This is a genomic window from Alcanivorax sp. UBA3183 (genome assembly GCF_002364155.1).
In the GTDB taxonomy this organism is placed as follows: Bacteria; Pseudomonadota; Gammaproteobacteria; order Pseudomonadales; family Alcanivoracaceae; genus Alcanivorax; species Alcanivorax jadensis.
Genome location: NZ_DEXN01000043.1, coordinates 70,263 through 83,657, shown reverse-complemented (window position 1 = coordinate 83,657; position 13,395 = coordinate 70,263). Strand labels below are relative to the sequence as shown.

Below are 13,395 nucleotides of genomic sequence, written 5' to 3'. Positions count from 1 at the left end.
CTGCACCCTTCAGGCCACGCTGAATACGCAAGAAGCTCTCCAGAGGCTCCTTCATTGTAGAAACTGGGCAGAAATGAGCTTCCCCCATATGGGGTAAACGGCAAAAAAGCCTCAGTGATCGCCGCTGCATTCCTGGTGATCGCTGAGTACCTCGATGACTCGGCACTCGCCGGTATGCCCCTGTTCGCACTCTTCGATCATCCGGTCCAGTTCATCGCGTAATGCCGTCAGCGAGCGGATGCGGTTTTGCACGGCAGTCCGGTGGCGGCGGGCGATGCTGTCGGCGTGGCCATGTTGCTCGCTCATGGCCAGCAGTTCACGAATATCATCCAGGGTGAAGCCCAGCTCCCGGCTGTGGCGAATGAACTGCAGCCGTTCGCGGTGCTTGCGGTGATAGCGTCGCTGGCCGCCTTCGCTGCGGGCGGGTTCGGGCATCAGGCCGATCTTTTCGTAGTAGCGGATGGTTTCCACCTTGCAGCCGGCGGCCTTGCTCAGGGTGCCGATAGAAAAAAGGGTGCTCATGGCGCCTCCGGGGCTTGAACCTGTAGTCACTATAGCTTTTTTAATGGTGACATAACGGTATGGGTTCAAGGAGCTTTTCATGAATGAGCGACAGCGACAGGCCTTCGGGACAGCGATGAGCGAGGCGCGTCTGGCTTACCGCCAACGCCGCTGGGAGCAGGCGTTCGCGCTGCTGGAGCGAGCCCACGTGCTGGGCCAGACCCGGGTCACCCCCCATGTGCAGAGCCACTGGTGGATGCTGAAAGTGGGGTGGCAGCGCCTGGATGCCCGCGAAGTGCGTGGTCAGTTGTTGCGCCTGCTGGCGGCCATGCTGTTGTCGCGGCTGTGGGTGCCCCTGGGTAATACCGGCGGCGCCAACGTCAACCCGCTACAACCCATGCCGATTGCCGATGACCTGCGTGAACTGATGGAGACTGACTGATGGGCTGTTGCGATACCGATATCCAGGCCAGCCCGGCGCCGGCATACCGCCGGGTGCTGTGGCTGGTGCTGCTGATCAATGCGGTGATGTTTGTGGTGGAGGCGACCTCCGGGGTGCTGGCGGACTCCCGCGCCCTGCAGGCGGATGCGCTGGATTTCCTCGGCGATACGGCCACCTATGGCCTGACCCTGTGGGCGCTGGGCCAGTCCCTGGCCTGGCGGCTGCGGGCCGCCCGCATCAAGGGGTTCTCCCTGCTGATCATGGGCGTGGTGGTGCTGGCCAACAGTGTCTGGGCCCTGTGGCAGGGCAGCGCTCCCCAGGGAGAGATGATGATGGGGGTGGCCGGGCTGGCGCTGGTTGCCAATGTGGTCAGTGCCCTGTTGCTGCTGCGTCATCGGCAAGGGGACGCCAATATCCGTTCCGCCTGGCTGTGTTCGCGCAATGATGCGCTGGCCAATCTGGCGGTGCTGGTGTCCGGCAGCCTGGTGCTCTGGCTGGGCAGCCGCTGGCCGGACCTGCTGGTGGCGCTGGCGATTGCCGGCCTGTTTACCCACAGCGCCCTGTCGATTCTGCGTCAGGTACGCGATGAACAGGGCGGCCAGCAATGTGCAGAGGAAAAGGAGTCATGTTGATCAGACTGGAATTTTCCAGTGCGTTGCCGGTGAGCCGGGCTGCTCTGTGGCAGGCAATGACTGCCATGGAAGGCATCAACCAGGAAATGCGACCCTGGCTGACCATGGGGGCTCCGGCGGGTGTCCAGGGATTGCAGGACGTGCCACTGACGCCGGGTAAGCCGCTGTTTCGTAGTTCCATCAAACTGTTTGGCTGGCTGCCGATAGGGTATTCGGACCTGACGTTGCTGTCCCTCACTCCCGGAGAAGGCTTCGTGGAGGCCTCGCCCATGACTGGTATGCGAGCTTGGCGTCATGAAAGACGCTTGGAGGATAGCGACACTGGCTGTAGGCTTCTCGACACCCTGGTGTTCGAGCCGCGGGTATTGCCGACAGTCACGTCGGCGATTATTCGCGCCTTTTTTGGCCATCGTCACCGCCGCCTGCGTCGCCGTTACCGCTGAGTCTCTATGGATTTCAAACAGGAAGATCTGAAAGCCCTGATCGAACGCACCATGCCGTTCGGCAAGTATCAGGGGCGGGTGTTGATCGACCTGCCTGAACCCTACCTGCTGTGGTTTGCCAGTAAGGGTTTCCCCAACGGCGAGCTGGGCCGGCTGATGGCGCTGGCGCTGATGTTGAAAATGGACGGCACTGAAAAGCTGCTGGAGCCGTTACGACAAAGCCATGGATAGCCGCGTGTTTGGCCTTTAGTCTTGATGGTTCAGAGACACGGAAGGATCACACCATGAGCCAGCTTCAATCGCTTACCGACACCATCTGGCACGTCGCCGTCCCTCACGCCTTCATGGGCCTGCATGTGGGGTCCCGCATGACGGTGGTGAAGCTGTCCAGCGGCGGTCTGTTACTGCATTCGCCGGTACCGGTGGATGAGGATCTGGCAGCCGAGTTGGCGGCACTGGGTGAGGTGAAACATATCGTCTGCCCGAATCTGTTCCACCATGTGTTTGCCGCCGAGGTAAAACAGCGTTACCCGGATGCGCTTTTGCATGGCCCGGCCAAACTGGCGGGCAAGCGCAAGGATCTGACCCTGGATGCCACCCTGTCGGAAACCCCGCACCCGGATTGGGGGGACGATTTCGAGCTGGTCTTTATCGAAGGCTCCATGTTGCAAGAGACGGTGTTCTATCATCCCGCCAGCCGTACCCTGATCGCCGCCGATCTGATCGAAAACTTCCGCCAGTGTGACCATGGCTTTACCCGCTGGTATCTGAAGCTGGGTGGTCTGTGGCAAAAGCCCGGCTGGCACCCGATCCTGCGGCTGGTGTATCTGAACCGCAGAAAGGCCCGCGCCAGCATCACCCGCATTCTGGAATGGCCCTTCGAAAAACTCAGCCTGGCCCACGGCGAGGTGATTACCGAAAATGCCCGTAACCAGGCGCGGCATGGTCTGGAGTGGTTGTTTTAAGGGGCCAGGCAGGCCGGAGTCGTTGCTCCGGGAAGCATCGGCCGCCACAATGTGGTAACTGTTTTTCACCTTATGGTCTGCCGTGCTGCCCCTGGTCTACCACCCCGATTACAGCTTTCCCTTTCCCGGCGAACACCGTTTCCCCATGGAAAAGTTCGGCCGGCTGCATGGGCACTTGCGGGGGCTGGGGATAGCCCACGGCGACAACGAATTTCGTCCGGGCCGGGCCAAGGCGGCCCTGTTGGGCCAGGCCCATTGTCCGCAGTATGTCTCGGACATCGTTGCTGGCACCCTGGATCACAAGGCCCGGCGTCGCCTGGGGTTGCCGTGGAGCGAGGGGCTGGTGAAGCGCACCTGCATTGCCCCCATGGGAACCCTGCTTACGGCGCAGCTTGCCCTGAGACAGGGCCTGGCCTGCCATCTGGCCGGTGGTACCCATCACGCCCATTACGATTTCGGTTCCGGCTTCTGTATCTTCAATGATCTGGCGTTCGCCGCGAAACAGTTACTGGCCAGCGGCGCCGTGGAGCGTCTGCTGGTTTTCGATTGCGATGTGCATCAGGGCGATGGCACCGCCGCCATGCTCGCGGATGAGCCGCGGGCCTTTACCTGTTCCCTTCATTGCGAAAAAAACTTTCCGGTGCGCAAGCAGAAAAGCGATCTGGATGTGGGCTTGCCGCTGGGTATGACTGACCGGGATTATCTGGATACGGTGTTCGAAACCCTGGAAAACCTGCTCGATACCGTGCGCCCGCAACTGGTGCTTTATGATGCCGGTGTCGATATTTTCGAGCATGACCCACTGGGGCGGCTGTGTGTTTCCGAGCAGGGCATTGCCGACCGTGAGCGGGGCGTGATCGAGCGCTGCCGCCGGCGGGGAATAGCGGTGGCCACGGTGATCGGTGGCGGCTACGATGATGACCGGGACGCGCTGGCAAGGCGGCATGGGATCGTCGTCGAAACCAGTCACGAACTGGCTACGAAGCCACTGTCGGAGCGCAGCGAAGCGGAGTAACGCAAGCAGTGCGGCCCAAAGGGTGAGCGAAGTGCATAAACCCAAAACCTGAAAATCGGTATTTACCACAGAGGGCACAGAGATCACTGAGGAAAAGAATGGGTTTTCTCTGTGTGCTCTGTGCCCTCTGTGGTGAAATTGCTTTTGATTTACGTGGGTTATCGCGCCGTCAGCGACGCTCCTACAGAAAGATTGATGAGGGAGAGCCCCCATGTCCAAAGCCCTGCTAATCATGGCCCATGGCAGCCGTAGTGACACTGCCAACGATGAATTCCGTGCCCTGGTGGAAACCGTGGCGGAATCCGCCCATGGGGCGGGCGAGGAATACGTGGCGGTGCTGCCCTGTTTCCTCGAGCTGGCGCAGCCTTCCCTGGTGGAGGCGATTCAGCAACTGGAGCACCAGCCGGTTACCCGTGTGCAGCTGTATCCGTTGTTTTTCAACAAGGGAAAACACGTGGGCAAGGACATCCCGGCCCAGGTGGAAGATGCCCGACAACGGTTTCCCGATCTCACCATTGAGTTGCTGGATTATTTTGGCAATGCCAACGGTCTGGCGGCGCTGGTGCTCAAGCATATCGGGGAACAGGACTAGCTGGCATGGCCATGGACGGCACAGTATTCGCCAGAGAGATTGATACGCTGTTTGCCTGGGAATCCTCGGATACGGTCTCCTACGCGGAAGCGTTGAAATCCTGGGCCGCCGTTGCAGCGTTGCTTGCAAAGTAAAAGATTCGGTATGGAGGTGACCGCCGTCCTTTGTTTTCGAGCAACGCCGGAACAGTGAATGGATGTGGTCTGAATCGGCCCTAGAAAGTCTTGGCAAACACCAGTCCGCCCCACAACACATTGCGATCGCCCACGCCGTCTTTCAGTTCGGAAGTGTGACCGCGCAGCACATAGCTGAGCCGGTAGCCGTCGCTGAAAGCCCAGGTATAACCGAGCCAGGCTTCGGCCACGCCATGGTTCAGCTCGTTACTGTCGTAGCTCACTTCGCTGTCACGGAACTGGCCTTGCAGAAAGGCGTTGTAGGCTCGGCCCACCAGAGCGATGCCGCCCCACAGGTAATGCTCATGATCCTGGCTCATGGCGGTGGCGTTGTTGCGTTCACCGTAGTGCGCCAGTTCCGGGCTGGTCTGCCACCAGGGTGTATGCAGACGTCCGGCGCGAAAGCTCAGGCTCCAGCGTGCTTCGGTGAGGTAGCCCAGCGAGCCTTCCACGGTGCTCTTCACTTCCAGGTTGTCGGTGGAAACGGGCAGGATTTTCTGCCGGGCCACGGCATAGCGGAAGGTGGGTTCGCCGCCGTCGCTGACCTGATGCTCCCAGCCCTCCGCCCGGTCACTACCAATCACCTTGTGGACCCCGTTCTGGATATCACCGGCCAGGTCCAGACCCATGGCGCCGACTGTCAGTGAGCTGTGCCAGGCCACTTGCTTGGCCGGGTCTACCTGTACCCGGCTGCTGGAGACATACAGCAGGCTGGCGTAGGGGCGGTCGTCATACAACGGGGCCTCGGCTTCCTTGTCTTCCGGGGTGAACCCGAAGATGCCGGCCTCGAAGCTATGGCCCCGGACATTGCTGTTGGTGATGCCCTCCACCCAGGTCAACCGGTCGATCCAGGTCAGCGGAGTATTCAGTGACAGGGCAAAGTCCCGGGCACGGGTACCGGTGGCGGCGACACTGATGCCATAGGTGTAGTCCTGATCCCGGCTGCCCGGGACCAGCAGATCGTTATCCAGGGTCAGGGACCAGCTGCCGGTTTCCCGCTCCTGTGCCGGGTTGGTGCGGGGGCGACGTGGGCGCTGCTCTTCGAATGCCGGGTCGCCGGCCCGGGCCAGCTGCACGGTATCGACATTGGTGGCCCCGCTGCTGGTGCCGGGCACTGCCAGGCTGGCGAGAAGGATCACAAGCAGCCCGGTCATGGCCGTCCCATGGGAATTGGCAACAGCTGTCTGTCTCTCTGTGTGTTTCATGGCTCCGTGTCCAACTGCGGAGGTGCAGTGCGCCTCCGTGTTACGTTTGCTGCGCGTACAGTAGTGCCGGCGCGTGCAGTAGCGGTATTGGGTTGCTGGACGGTTATTGCCTGTTTCTGCAGAGAGTTGTCGTTATGCCAGCGGTGACGGTTCAGCGAATGTGAGCGTCAGAATAGTGATGACAAGGATGAGCTGGAACAGTTTGATGAAACAGCGGAACTGGCTGGGCGATTTAATCGATTTTTTCGAACTTTACCGTCTGTATGGCGGCCCTGCGCTGACATAGCGGTGACCGAATGGCTGCTTGCCGCGTTGTTTTCTGTCATTGAGCCGTTCCCTGCCTCAAGCGTAGCCTCAAGGTCATTATCGAGTTTTCACCAGTCAACGACGTGTGAGGAGAGGCAAGGTGGCAGAGGCATATATCGTAGCGGCGGTGCGTACCGCCGGAGGCAAGAAGAATGGTCGGCTGAGCAAGGTACATCCGGCGGATATGGGTGGCCGGGTGATTGATGCGGTGGTAGGCCGTATCGGTGTGGCGCCGGAGAAGGTGGACGACGTGATTTTTGGTTGCGTGAGCCAGATCGGGCCGCAGACCTTCAATGTGGCACGTACCTCCATTCTCAGCTCCTGTCTGCCGGAATCCGTACCCGGTGTCACCATCGACCGCCAGTGCGGCTCCTCCCAGCAGGCTATTCATTTCGCTGCCCAGGCGGTGATGAGTGGCACCCAGGATCTGGTCATCGCCGGCGGCGTGGAGTCCATGAGCCAGGTGCCTATCGGTGCTCCGGTAACCGCCGTCAAGGAAATGGGCAACCCGTTTACTGGTGAAATCAGCAAGCGCTATCCCGGTGAAAACTTCAGCCAGTTTATCGGCGCCGAGCGCATGGCGGAGAAGTACGGCGTGAGCAAGGCCGAGCTGGACCAGTTCGCCTACGACTCTCACAAGCGGGGTGCCGCGGCTACCGAAGCCGGCCGCTTCAATGAGGAAATCATTCCGGTGCCGATTACCCTGGAAGATGGCAGCAGCGACGAGCACATCGTCGATGAGGGGATTCGCTGGGAAGCGGAGCTGGATGCGATCAAGGCCCTGCAGCCGCTGCAGGAAGGCGGCCATATCAGTGCCGCGAATGCCAGCCAGATTACCGATGGCGCTTCTGCGGTGATGATTGCCAGCGAAAAGGCAGTGAAAGAATACGGTCTCACGCCACTGGCCCGCATTCATGCCATGGCGGTGGTGGGGTCCGATCCGACCATGGTGCTGGAAGGGCCGATTCCGGCCACCGAAAAAGTCCTCAAGCAGGCGGGTATGACCATTGGTGATATCGATCTGTATGAAGTGAACGAAGCGTTTGGTTCCGTGCCGTTGGCATGGATGAAGGCGGTGGGTGCCGACTACGAGAAGCTCAATGTCAACGGCGGTGCCCAGGCGCTGGGGCATCCGCTGGGTGCCACCGGCACCAAGTTGATGGGAACCCTGGTTTACGAGCTCAAGCGTCGCGGTGGCAAGTACGGTCTGCTGGCTATCTGCGAAGGACTGGGCACTGCTAACGCGACCATCATCGAAATCTTGTAAGCGTCCTTGCAAGTTTCAAGTTGAAAGTGGCAACGCGGGGTTGGTGTGGCGCCAGCGATGAAACGTTGGGTGCCGCGCCGTCGCGTTGTTCGACCATAAAAAAGCCGCCCCGGGAAACCGGAGCGGCTTTTTTATGGTTGGAAATACTCACTGCTCCCCTCGGCATGAAGGTGGATTACGCCTTTGGCTAATCCACCCTACGTTTTATTCAGGGGTTGGCGGTTGATCCCCCCAAACCCTTCGCCATGCACGCATGGCTCCCGGGAGAAGAGGGGAAGATGATCGCCTGGTCAGGAGCCGCTCAGCCTTTCTGCCAGCCACACTCCGGCCAGTATCATGATGGCTATCGAGCCTACCGGCACAAAGATCCGTCGATAGGCCACGGTATTACGGACCAGATAGGCTGCTGGCACAAACAGCAACACAATGGCGACCTGTCCCAGTTCCACGCCCAGATTGAAGCCCAGCAGCGGCAGGAAAATTCCGCTGTCGGTGAGTCCCAGATCGGCCAGTACCGAGGCAAAGCCCAGGCCATGAATCAGCCCGAACACAAAGGCCATTACCCAGCGTTTGGGAAACAGGCGGGGCACCAGGTTGGCCGCTGCACCCAACGCTACGGTGATGGCAATGGCGGACTCCACCAGCCAGATAGGTAGCGTGATGATACCCAGTGTCGCCAATGCCAGAGTCAGCGAATGGGTGACCGTAAAGGCGGTGACAATCGCCAGTGTCTGAGTCAGCGCGCCGGTGATGGTGGGGGCTGGCTGCCAGCCACCCCGTTGCCACACCAGTACCGCCGGGAACAGCAGTGTCAGCAGGAACAGGATGTGGTCATAGCCGATCAGGATGTGGTGTACCCCCTGGCGGATGAACCCCTGGAACGCCTGCCATTGCGACCCGACATCGGTCCCCATCAACTGGTTGCGATGCTGATTACTGAACACGGCGGTGAGGGTGGTATCTCCCTGCTCCAGCCGTAGCAGGCCATGGTGGCTGGGGTCGCGATCAAACAGGAAGCTGTAGCCCACGGCCAGTTGCTCCGGCGGCCGCTGGCAGTCGCCGCGCCAGTGCAGGGCGGCGTAGGTGCCATCCACATGATCGATGGCCTGCAGTCGGGTCAGGTTGAGGGCGCAGGCGTGTCGTTGCGCGCCGTGCAGTGCCTCGATGGTGAGTGCAGGGAGTACGGTGGCGTCCAGGTTGCGTTGCTGCCGGCGCAGTTCGCCCCAGGTGATGTCGCCATCACCATTCTGGTCCAGTGGCAACACCAGCTGCAGGTCGCGCAGGGCGATATCCCAGCGACCCTCAATCAGGGCGTTGCCGGCATTGCTGTTGATCACCAGATAGCTGTCACTGGGTTTGTGGGCGAATGCCTGCCCGGCCAGCAAGAGCAGGAAAAGCAAAGACAGGAGTTTCATTCACTGGCTCCCTTGGCAGGTTGAGTGAGTTGGGCATCGTCAACCTGGTATCGGTCTACAAAGGCCTGTAACTGGCTCAAGGTTGCCTGATCGTCGGCGGCCATGGCGCTGGCGTGCAGCAGTCGCAGGTCAGCCAGTTCCCGTTGTTGCTGCCAATTTTCCCGGGCCAGCGTGAGGGCGCCTTGCGGATCGGACTCTACTTCAAGCAGGAAGCGGGCGTGCTCGCGCAAGTGGCGCTGGCGACCGGTGTCCTGGTCAGCGGCCATGCGGGCCCGGTAGTCCTGCCGCCAGGCCTGGGCCTGAGGGTGCTCAAGGCGTTGCCCGGCAATGGCCAGCCTCAGCAAGGCGCCTTCCCTGTCCTGCCAGTTGGTGAGATCGCGGATGACCGCCTGTGCCTGGTTGCTGGCCAGCCACAGGTCACTTTGCAGGTAGCGTAGATAGGGATCATCCGGGGCCTGTTGCAAGGCGTCACGCAGGTGCTCGGTTGCCAGTTCGAGACGGCCCTGTTGCAGCGCTATTTCCGCGCTCAGGGTGTTCAGCCATTGGGCGGATTTTCCCTGTGGGGCGGCCGGGCTGGATGCCAGGGCCTGCAGGGTGCGATAGGCTTGCTCCCGCTGGCCCGTGATGGCCTGGACGCTGGCCTGACAGAGCAAAACGGTGGTGGGCGGCAGCGTACGGGATGCTGCCTGGCAAGCCTGCCGGGCCTCATCGAGCCGGCCTTGTACCCGGTCAATATTGGCCAGCATCAGCCACGCTTGTCCCTGGTTGGGTGACTGCTCCAGCAGTCGTGTCAGGCGATGACGGGCACGGGCAAATTGATGACGTTGCTGTTCGATACGGGCCATCAGCAGGTTGGCTGCCGGTGACGACATGTCCTGACTGAATGGAGCCAGCGTGGCCTCGGCGTAACCGAGAAAGCGGGGATCGCCTTGGGCACTGGCATAGTCAATCTGTGAGCGGGCCAGTGCCAGCGCTGCTGACAGGTCGCTGGTTGGAGAAGGCGCCTGCAGCGTTGCCGGAACCTGGGGAAGGCGGGCGAGAACCACATGGTCCCCGCCCGGTGTATAGGGGGCGGCGCTTGCGGGGGCCGCCATGCAAAACAAAAAGAGAGTCACCGCAACCGACAAAAGACGCCATATTTTGGCGCCTTTGTCAGTCCCGGAGAAGCTCTCTGAAACGTGCGGGTGAAAAGCCTCCACTACCGCATCGCGGTAGTGGAGGCTGGTTTCATTTCTCCGCTGCCAATACATCGTCATAGGCGTTCGGGTTATTCAGATCACGAAAAATGAAGCGGGTATCATTGATGGGAACCGGATCCCGGGTATCCCCGCTAGTGGCTAGCTGAGCTTTCACAAAGGCGGTGTAGTTGATCGCCACCGGCGCCTGCTGGCGGGGACGGTCATTGTCACTGCCAAAGCACCCGCTCAGCACCAATGCACTCAGGCTGATGATGGTAGCCAGTAGATATCGCATGATGTCCTCCTTCACTCTGCTGCGGCAACGTTATCGGCGCCGGGCAGTGGGGTGTTCAGGTAGGGGAAACGGGTCAGGTAGTCCGCCGCGTTGGGCAGGGCGCCGTCGTTGACGATGGCGCCACCGTTGACCTGCATGTCCTGAGTACCACAGGAGCCAATTTCGCCACCCGCGGCTTCACCGTTCACGTCGGCGCCACACAGGAAGCCTTCAGCCGCAGTGAGGGCGATGTCTACCACATCATCAATCGGGCGTCGGCCATTGGGGAAGCCGGCAAAGTCGCCACCTGCAACACCCAGATCATTCTGGCCACCTGCTGCCGTGGCCGGGATCCCGGTGTTCAGGCGCAGCATTTCGCTGGCGGTAACGGTGGGTAATTGAGTGACCCCGGGCACACCGGTAAGGAAGACAGTGACCAGGTCATTACGGGGCGTTTCCGGTGCCGGTACACCGAACAGGATTTCTACCAGCGCAGGCAGGCTGGGGTTGGTCACATAGGTAGCAAACTGACCATCATCCTTGGGTTCACTGCTGTTGAAACGGTCCTTGTCGGGCAGGCCGATAACCACTTCATTGACCAGCGGAGAGCCAAGACGGGACACCTGGGTAAAGGCGCCGCCTTTCACTGCAGGGCCTTTGGCGTTACTGCTGCCGGTAGTCTCTGAGCCCTGGGGTGCCGGATTGATGACTGTGGCCTGCCGGACGCTTGCGGTGGTCCAGCCGCCGATGACGGTATTGTCACCGGTGAGGCAGTCAGCCGGGACTTCCAATGCCAGGCTGGTGATGTTCTTGTCGGCAATGATGTTTCTGCGCGAGTCCCGTGCACCCAGCGGATTCAGCGCGACCAGATCGAAGACTTCACCCAGGTTAACGACAAAGCCTTCCTGGCGCTGTCCGGCAAATACGCGGCCGGGCATGGGGCAGTCAGGGATGGTGACGTCGTAGATGAAGTTGTCCGCGTAGGCTTCGTAGTCACCAATGGATTTGGTGCCGATGTTGTCCAGCGGTTTGGCAAAGCTGCTGTCACCACTGCCGGCCTTGGTCAGGTTTTGTACGTTGCCGGTACGACGGTCGCCGGTCACCATTTCTACGGTGAAGCTTTCCAGTACATTCTGGGCATCGTTGTTCTGGCCGGTTACCGCGCCGATATTAATCAGTGGTACGGGGACAGAGGTGCCGCCTACATCGACCGCCAGGTCGCGGCGTTCGGTATTGAACTGGAAACGGAAGGTAATGTTTTCTTGCGCGTTGCCATCGTTATCAATGTGGATCTCATAGATGGCGTCGTCATCCAGTGAGAAATAATTGGGACCACCATAAGAATCCTGCAGGGGCAGGTAGTTGGCGATCAGAGTGACATAACCCTCTCGGCCGGATTCATAACTGTTGAACATGTAGAAATCCGTACCGTCGACTTTGGGCATACCGGTAATAAATGGCGCTTCTCGGTGGCTGGATGCCATCGTGCCGGCACTGGCCAGCAGAGTGGCGGCAGCACAGGCCGCGGGAAGCAGGGTAAGGCGGGATAGCATGACGAATCTCCTTTCTTGTCGGTGTGTAGGTAGTACGCGTCAGGAGAGGAACTGGATGCAGAATTTCTTTTTCTTTTTTTTTGTGCATCCAAATCGGTTTTTTTCACGTATTAACGACAACGCATCTGTCATTAGTGAGGAACGACTTATGGTAATACAGGGGGTGCCTCGTCATGGCGGAAGCAGACGACGGACTAGTACGCGCGCTGGCTCGAATCGCTCAGGGCGACCGTCAGGCTTTTGCTGGTTTTTATCAGAAAACCCATCGCGCCGTATTTGGCATGTGTGTGCACTTGCTGCGTGATCGTGATGAGGCCTGTGACGTGCTTCAGGAAACCTATATTCAGGTCTGGCACCACGCCGGCGAATACCATTGTGACCGCGGCAGCGTGCAGACCTGGATGATGTCCATAGGCCGTTATCGCTGTCTTGATGCCTTGCGCCGCCGCCGCCACGAAGCGGATTACGATAGCGTCAGTGATCGTGAGGAAAGCAACACACCGGGCCCAATGGATAACGTTGGCAATCAGCTTGATCGTCAACGACTCAATCACTGCCTGAAAGATCTGGATGAACGGTATCGTTCCAGTATCGAAATGGCCTACTTTCGTGGTTTCACTCATCAGGAGCTGGCGGTCGCCATGGGCGAGCCGTTAGGAACCACAAAAAGCTGGATTCGTCGCGGGCTGGATGTATTGCGCCGGTGTCTGGACACATGAAGCCGGATAATTACGAACGTAATCATGCGCTGGCCGCAGAATATGTGGTTGGCACGCTGCAGGGCGCCGCCAGGCGACGTTTTGAGCGCTGGATGATGGTCTCTGCCCGGGTGCGTCGTCAGGTATGGTACTGGGAGCGACGGCTGCAGCCTTTCAATGAATCCTTGCCGGAAGAGGCCGCCCCGAAGGCCGTGTGGAATAGCATCGAGCAACGGCTCTTCCCGGGAACGGCACCGGTGGCGTCGCGGTGGTGGCAGACCCTGACCGCCTGGCGCTGGAGTACGGGTATCGCCGTGCTGGCGGTTTTTGCCTTGCTGCTCTGGACGCCGTCACCGCCGGTGGTCACACATTATGTAGGTGTGGTGCAGAGTCAGCAGGCGGAGCCGCTGTGGCTGGTGAATGCCTCTGCGGATCATCGCCTGAGCGTGAAGGCCATGCCGCCGGTTCAGCCGGCGGACGGTGGCAGGGATTACCAGTTGTGGTTGTTGCCGGAGTCGGGCGCGCCGATATCACTGGCGTTGCTGCCTACGGGCGGTGCCCGGTTGCAGATTGATCTCAGCGATCAGCAGGTGCGCCAGTTGTTACAGTCCCGCTCTCTGGCGATCAGTCTGGAACCGGCGGGTGGCTCACCGACCGGCCAGCCCACCGGTCCGGTGGTGTATCAGACACGCCTGGTGCAAATGTAGCGAGCAAAGCCTGAAAGTGAACGCATCAG

General features: G+C 60.2%; 17 protein-coding genes. 11 read left to right on the top strand and 6 right to left on the bottom strand.

The features are described from left to right. Positions 1-111: 111 nt before the first annotated feature. Entirely contained in the window at positions 112-522 is a 411-nt protein-coding gene (locus tag B3Q33_RS13375) for a MerR family transcriptional regulator (protein ID WP_035246137.1), read from the bottom strand. Positions 523-601: 79 nt separating this feature from the next. On the opposite strand from B3Q33_RS13375, the gene B3Q33_RS13370 reads away from it, so the two are divergent. From B3Q33_RS13370 to B3Q33_RS13335, 8 genes are all read left to right on the top strand, one after another. Further along, positions 602-943, top strand: a complete 342-nt coding sequence (locus B3Q33_RS13370; protein ID WP_035246138.1) for a DUF3703 domain-containing protein — start codon at positions 602-604, stop codon at positions 941-943. Next, positions 943-1,575: a cation diffusion facilitator family transporter gene (locus tag B3Q33_RS13365; RefSeq protein ID WP_052042555.1), complete on the top strand. Its 633-nt coding sequence runs from the start codon at positions 943-945 to the stop codon at positions 1,573-1,575. Before B3Q33_RS13370 ends, B3Q33_RS13365 begins: the two co-directional genes overlap by 1 nt. Beyond that, positions 1,569-2,018 (top strand): hypothetical protein, encoded by a 450-nt coding sequence (locus B3Q33_RS13360; RefSeq protein ID WP_272962568.1) that lies wholly within the window; start codon positions 1,569-1,571, stop codon positions 2,016-2,018. The genes B3Q33_RS13365 and B3Q33_RS13360 overlap by 7 nt, the downstream gene beginning before the upstream one ends. A 6-nt stretch (positions 2,019-2,024) precedes the next feature. Continuing rightward, positions 2,025-2,249 (top strand): DUF3820 family protein, encoded by a 225-nt coding sequence (locus tag B3Q33_RS13355; protein ID WP_035246140.1) that lies wholly within the window; start codon positions 2,025-2,027, stop codon positions 2,247-2,249. 53 nt (positions 2,250-2,302) lie between these two features. Beyond that, entirely contained in the window at positions 2,303-2,983 is a 681-nt protein-coding gene (locus tag B3Q33_RS13350) for a DUF4336 domain-containing protein (RefSeq protein ID WP_035246141.1), read from the top strand. Between the two features lie 82 nt (positions 2,984-3,065). Then, positions 3,066-3,998, top strand: coding sequence for a histone deacetylase family protein (locus B3Q33_RS13345; protein ID WP_272962569.1), 933 nt, complete (start codon positions 3,066-3,068; stop codon positions 3,996-3,998). Between the two features lie 211 nt (positions 3,999-4,209). Continuing rightward, on the top strand, positions 4,210-4,590 hold the full coding sequence (locus B3Q33_RS13340; RefSeq protein WP_272962570.1) for a sirohydrochlorin chelatase: 381 nt from the start codon (positions 4,210-4,212) through the stop codon (positions 4,588-4,590). A 5-nt stretch (positions 4,591-4,595) separates the two neighbouring features. After that, entirely contained in the window at positions 4,596-4,724 is a 129-nt protein-coding gene (locus tag B3Q33_RS13335) for a hypothetical protein (RefSeq protein ID WP_269529969.1), read from the top strand. A gap of 80 nt (positions 4,725-4,804) precedes the next feature. On the opposite strand, the gene B3Q33_RS13330 is transcribed toward B3Q33_RS13335, so the two are convergent. Next, positions 4,805-5,917 carry a lipid A deacylase LpxR family protein gene (locus B3Q33_RS13330; protein ID WP_273010156.1) on the bottom strand — a complete coding sequence of 371 codons (1,113 nt, stop codon included), beginning with the start codon at positions 5,915-5,917 and terminating at the stop codon, positions 4,805-4,807. A gap of 457 nt (positions 5,918-6,374) precedes the next feature. Here B3Q33_RS13330 and B3Q33_RS13325 point away from each other — a divergent pair, with 457 nt between their 5' ends. Beyond that, entirely contained in the window at positions 6,375-7,541 is a 1,167-nt protein-coding gene (locus B3Q33_RS13325; protein ID WP_035246147.1) for an acetyl-CoA C-acetyltransferase, read from the top strand. Between the two features lie 290 nt (positions 7,542-7,831). Here the strand turns inward: B3Q33_RS13325 and B3Q33_RS13320 are convergent, their stop codons facing one another. From B3Q33_RS13320 to B3Q33_RS13305, 4 genes are all read right to left on the bottom strand, one after another. Next, positions 7,832-8,956 carry a HupE/UreJ family protein gene (locus B3Q33_RS13320; RefSeq protein ID WP_273010157.1) on the bottom strand — a complete coding sequence of 375 codons (1,125 nt, stop codon included), beginning with the start codon at positions 8,954-8,956 and terminating at the stop codon, positions 7,832-7,834. Beyond that, positions 8,953-10,050, bottom strand: coding sequence for a tetratricopeptide repeat protein (locus B3Q33_RS13315; protein ID WP_273010158.1), 1,098 nt, complete (start codon positions 10,048-10,050; stop codon positions 8,953-8,955). Before B3Q33_RS13315 ends, B3Q33_RS13320 begins: the two co-directional genes overlap by 4 nt. Positions 10,051-10,183: 133 nt before the next feature. Beyond that, positions 10,184-10,429: a hypothetical protein gene (locus tag B3Q33_RS13310; protein WP_062815385.1), complete on the bottom strand. Its 246-nt coding sequence runs from the start codon at positions 10,427-10,429 to the stop codon at positions 10,184-10,186. Positions 10,430-10,440: 11 nt separating this feature from the next. Further along, the gene (locus B3Q33_RS13305) at positions 10,441-11,961 is read right to left on the bottom strand and encodes a DUF4331 domain-containing protein (protein ID WP_273010159.1); all 1,521 of its coding nucleotides are present in this window, start codon (positions 11,959-11,961) and stop codon (positions 10,441-10,443) included. A 173-nt stretch (positions 11,962-12,134) separates the two neighbouring features. Between B3Q33_RS13305 and B3Q33_RS13300 the strand changes: the two genes are divergently transcribed. Both B3Q33_RS13300 and B3Q33_RS13295 read left to right on the top strand, forming a co-directional pair. Then, positions 12,135-12,680: an RNA polymerase sigma factor gene (locus B3Q33_RS13300; protein WP_273010160.1), complete on the top strand. Its 546-nt coding sequence runs from the start codon at positions 12,135-12,137 to the stop codon at positions 12,678-12,680. Next, on the top strand, positions 12,677-13,366 hold the full coding sequence (locus tag B3Q33_RS13295) for an anti-sigma factor (RefSeq protein WP_035246155.1): 690 nt from the start codon (positions 12,677-12,679) through the stop codon (positions 13,364-13,366). The genes B3Q33_RS13300 and B3Q33_RS13295 overlap by 4 nt, the downstream gene beginning before the upstream one ends. Positions 13,367-13,395 lie beyond the last annotated feature (29 nt).

Excerpts from the sequence above, each read along its gene's own strand:
- B3Q33_RS13365 (WP_052042555.1), top strand. The coding sequence starts at position 943 with ATGGGCTGTTGCGATACCGATATCCAGGCCAGCCCGGCGCCGGCATAC.
- B3Q33_RS13370 (WP_035246138.1), top strand. The coding sequence starts at position 602 with ATGAATGAGCGACAGCGACAGGCCTTCGGGACAGCGATGAGCGAGGCG.
- B3Q33_RS13355 (WP_035246140.1), top strand. The coding sequence starts at position 2,025 with ATGGATTTCAAACAGGAAGATCTGAAAGCCCTGATCGAACGCACCATG.
- B3Q33_RS13320 (WP_273010157.1), bottom strand. The coding sequence starts at position 8,956 with ATGAAACTCCTGTCTTTGCTTTTCCTGCTCTTGCTGGCCGGGCAGGCA.
- B3Q33_RS13340 (WP_272962570.1), top strand. The coding sequence starts at position 4,210 with ATGTCCAAAGCCCTGCTAATCATGGCCCATGGCAGCCGTAGTGACACT.
- B3Q33_RS13375 (WP_035246137.1), bottom strand. The coding sequence starts at position 522 with ATGAGCACCCTTTTTTCTATCGGCACCCTGAGCAAGGCCGCCGGCTGC.
- B3Q33_RS13350 (WP_035246141.1), top strand. The coding sequence starts at position 2,303 with ATGAGCCAGCTTCAATCGCTTACCGACACCATCTGGCACGTCGCCGTC.
- B3Q33_RS13300 (WP_273010160.1), top strand. The coding sequence starts at position 12,135 with ATGGCGGAAGCAGACGACGGACTAGTACGCGCGCTGGCTCGAATCGCT.
- B3Q33_RS13360 (WP_272962568.1), top strand. The coding sequence starts at position 1,569 with ATGTTGATCAGACTGGAATTTTCCAGTGCGTTGCCGGTGAGCCGGGCT.
- B3Q33_RS13295 (WP_035246155.1), top strand. The coding sequence starts at position 12,677 with ATGAAGCCGGATAATTACGAACGTAATCATGCGCTGGCCGCAGAATAT.
- B3Q33_RS13305 (WP_273010159.1), bottom strand. The coding sequence starts at position 11,961 with ATGCTATCCCGCCTTACCCTGCTTCCCGCGGCCTGTGCTGCCGCCACT.
- B3Q33_RS13310 (WP_062815385.1), bottom strand. The coding sequence starts at position 10,429 with ATGCGATATCTACTGGCTACCATCATCAGCCTGAGTGCATTGGTGCTG.
- B3Q33_RS13315 (WP_273010158.1), bottom strand. The coding sequence starts at position 10,050 with ATGGCGGCCCCCGCAAGCGCCGCCCCCTATACACCGGGCGGGGACCAT.
- B3Q33_RS13335 (WP_269529969.1), top strand. The coding sequence starts at position 4,596 with ATGGCCATGGACGGCACAGTATTCGCCAGAGAGATTGATACGCTGTTT.
- B3Q33_RS13330 (WP_273010156.1), bottom strand. The coding sequence starts at position 5,917 with ATGACCGGGCTGCTTGTGATCCTTCTCGCCAGCCTGGCAGTGCCCGGC.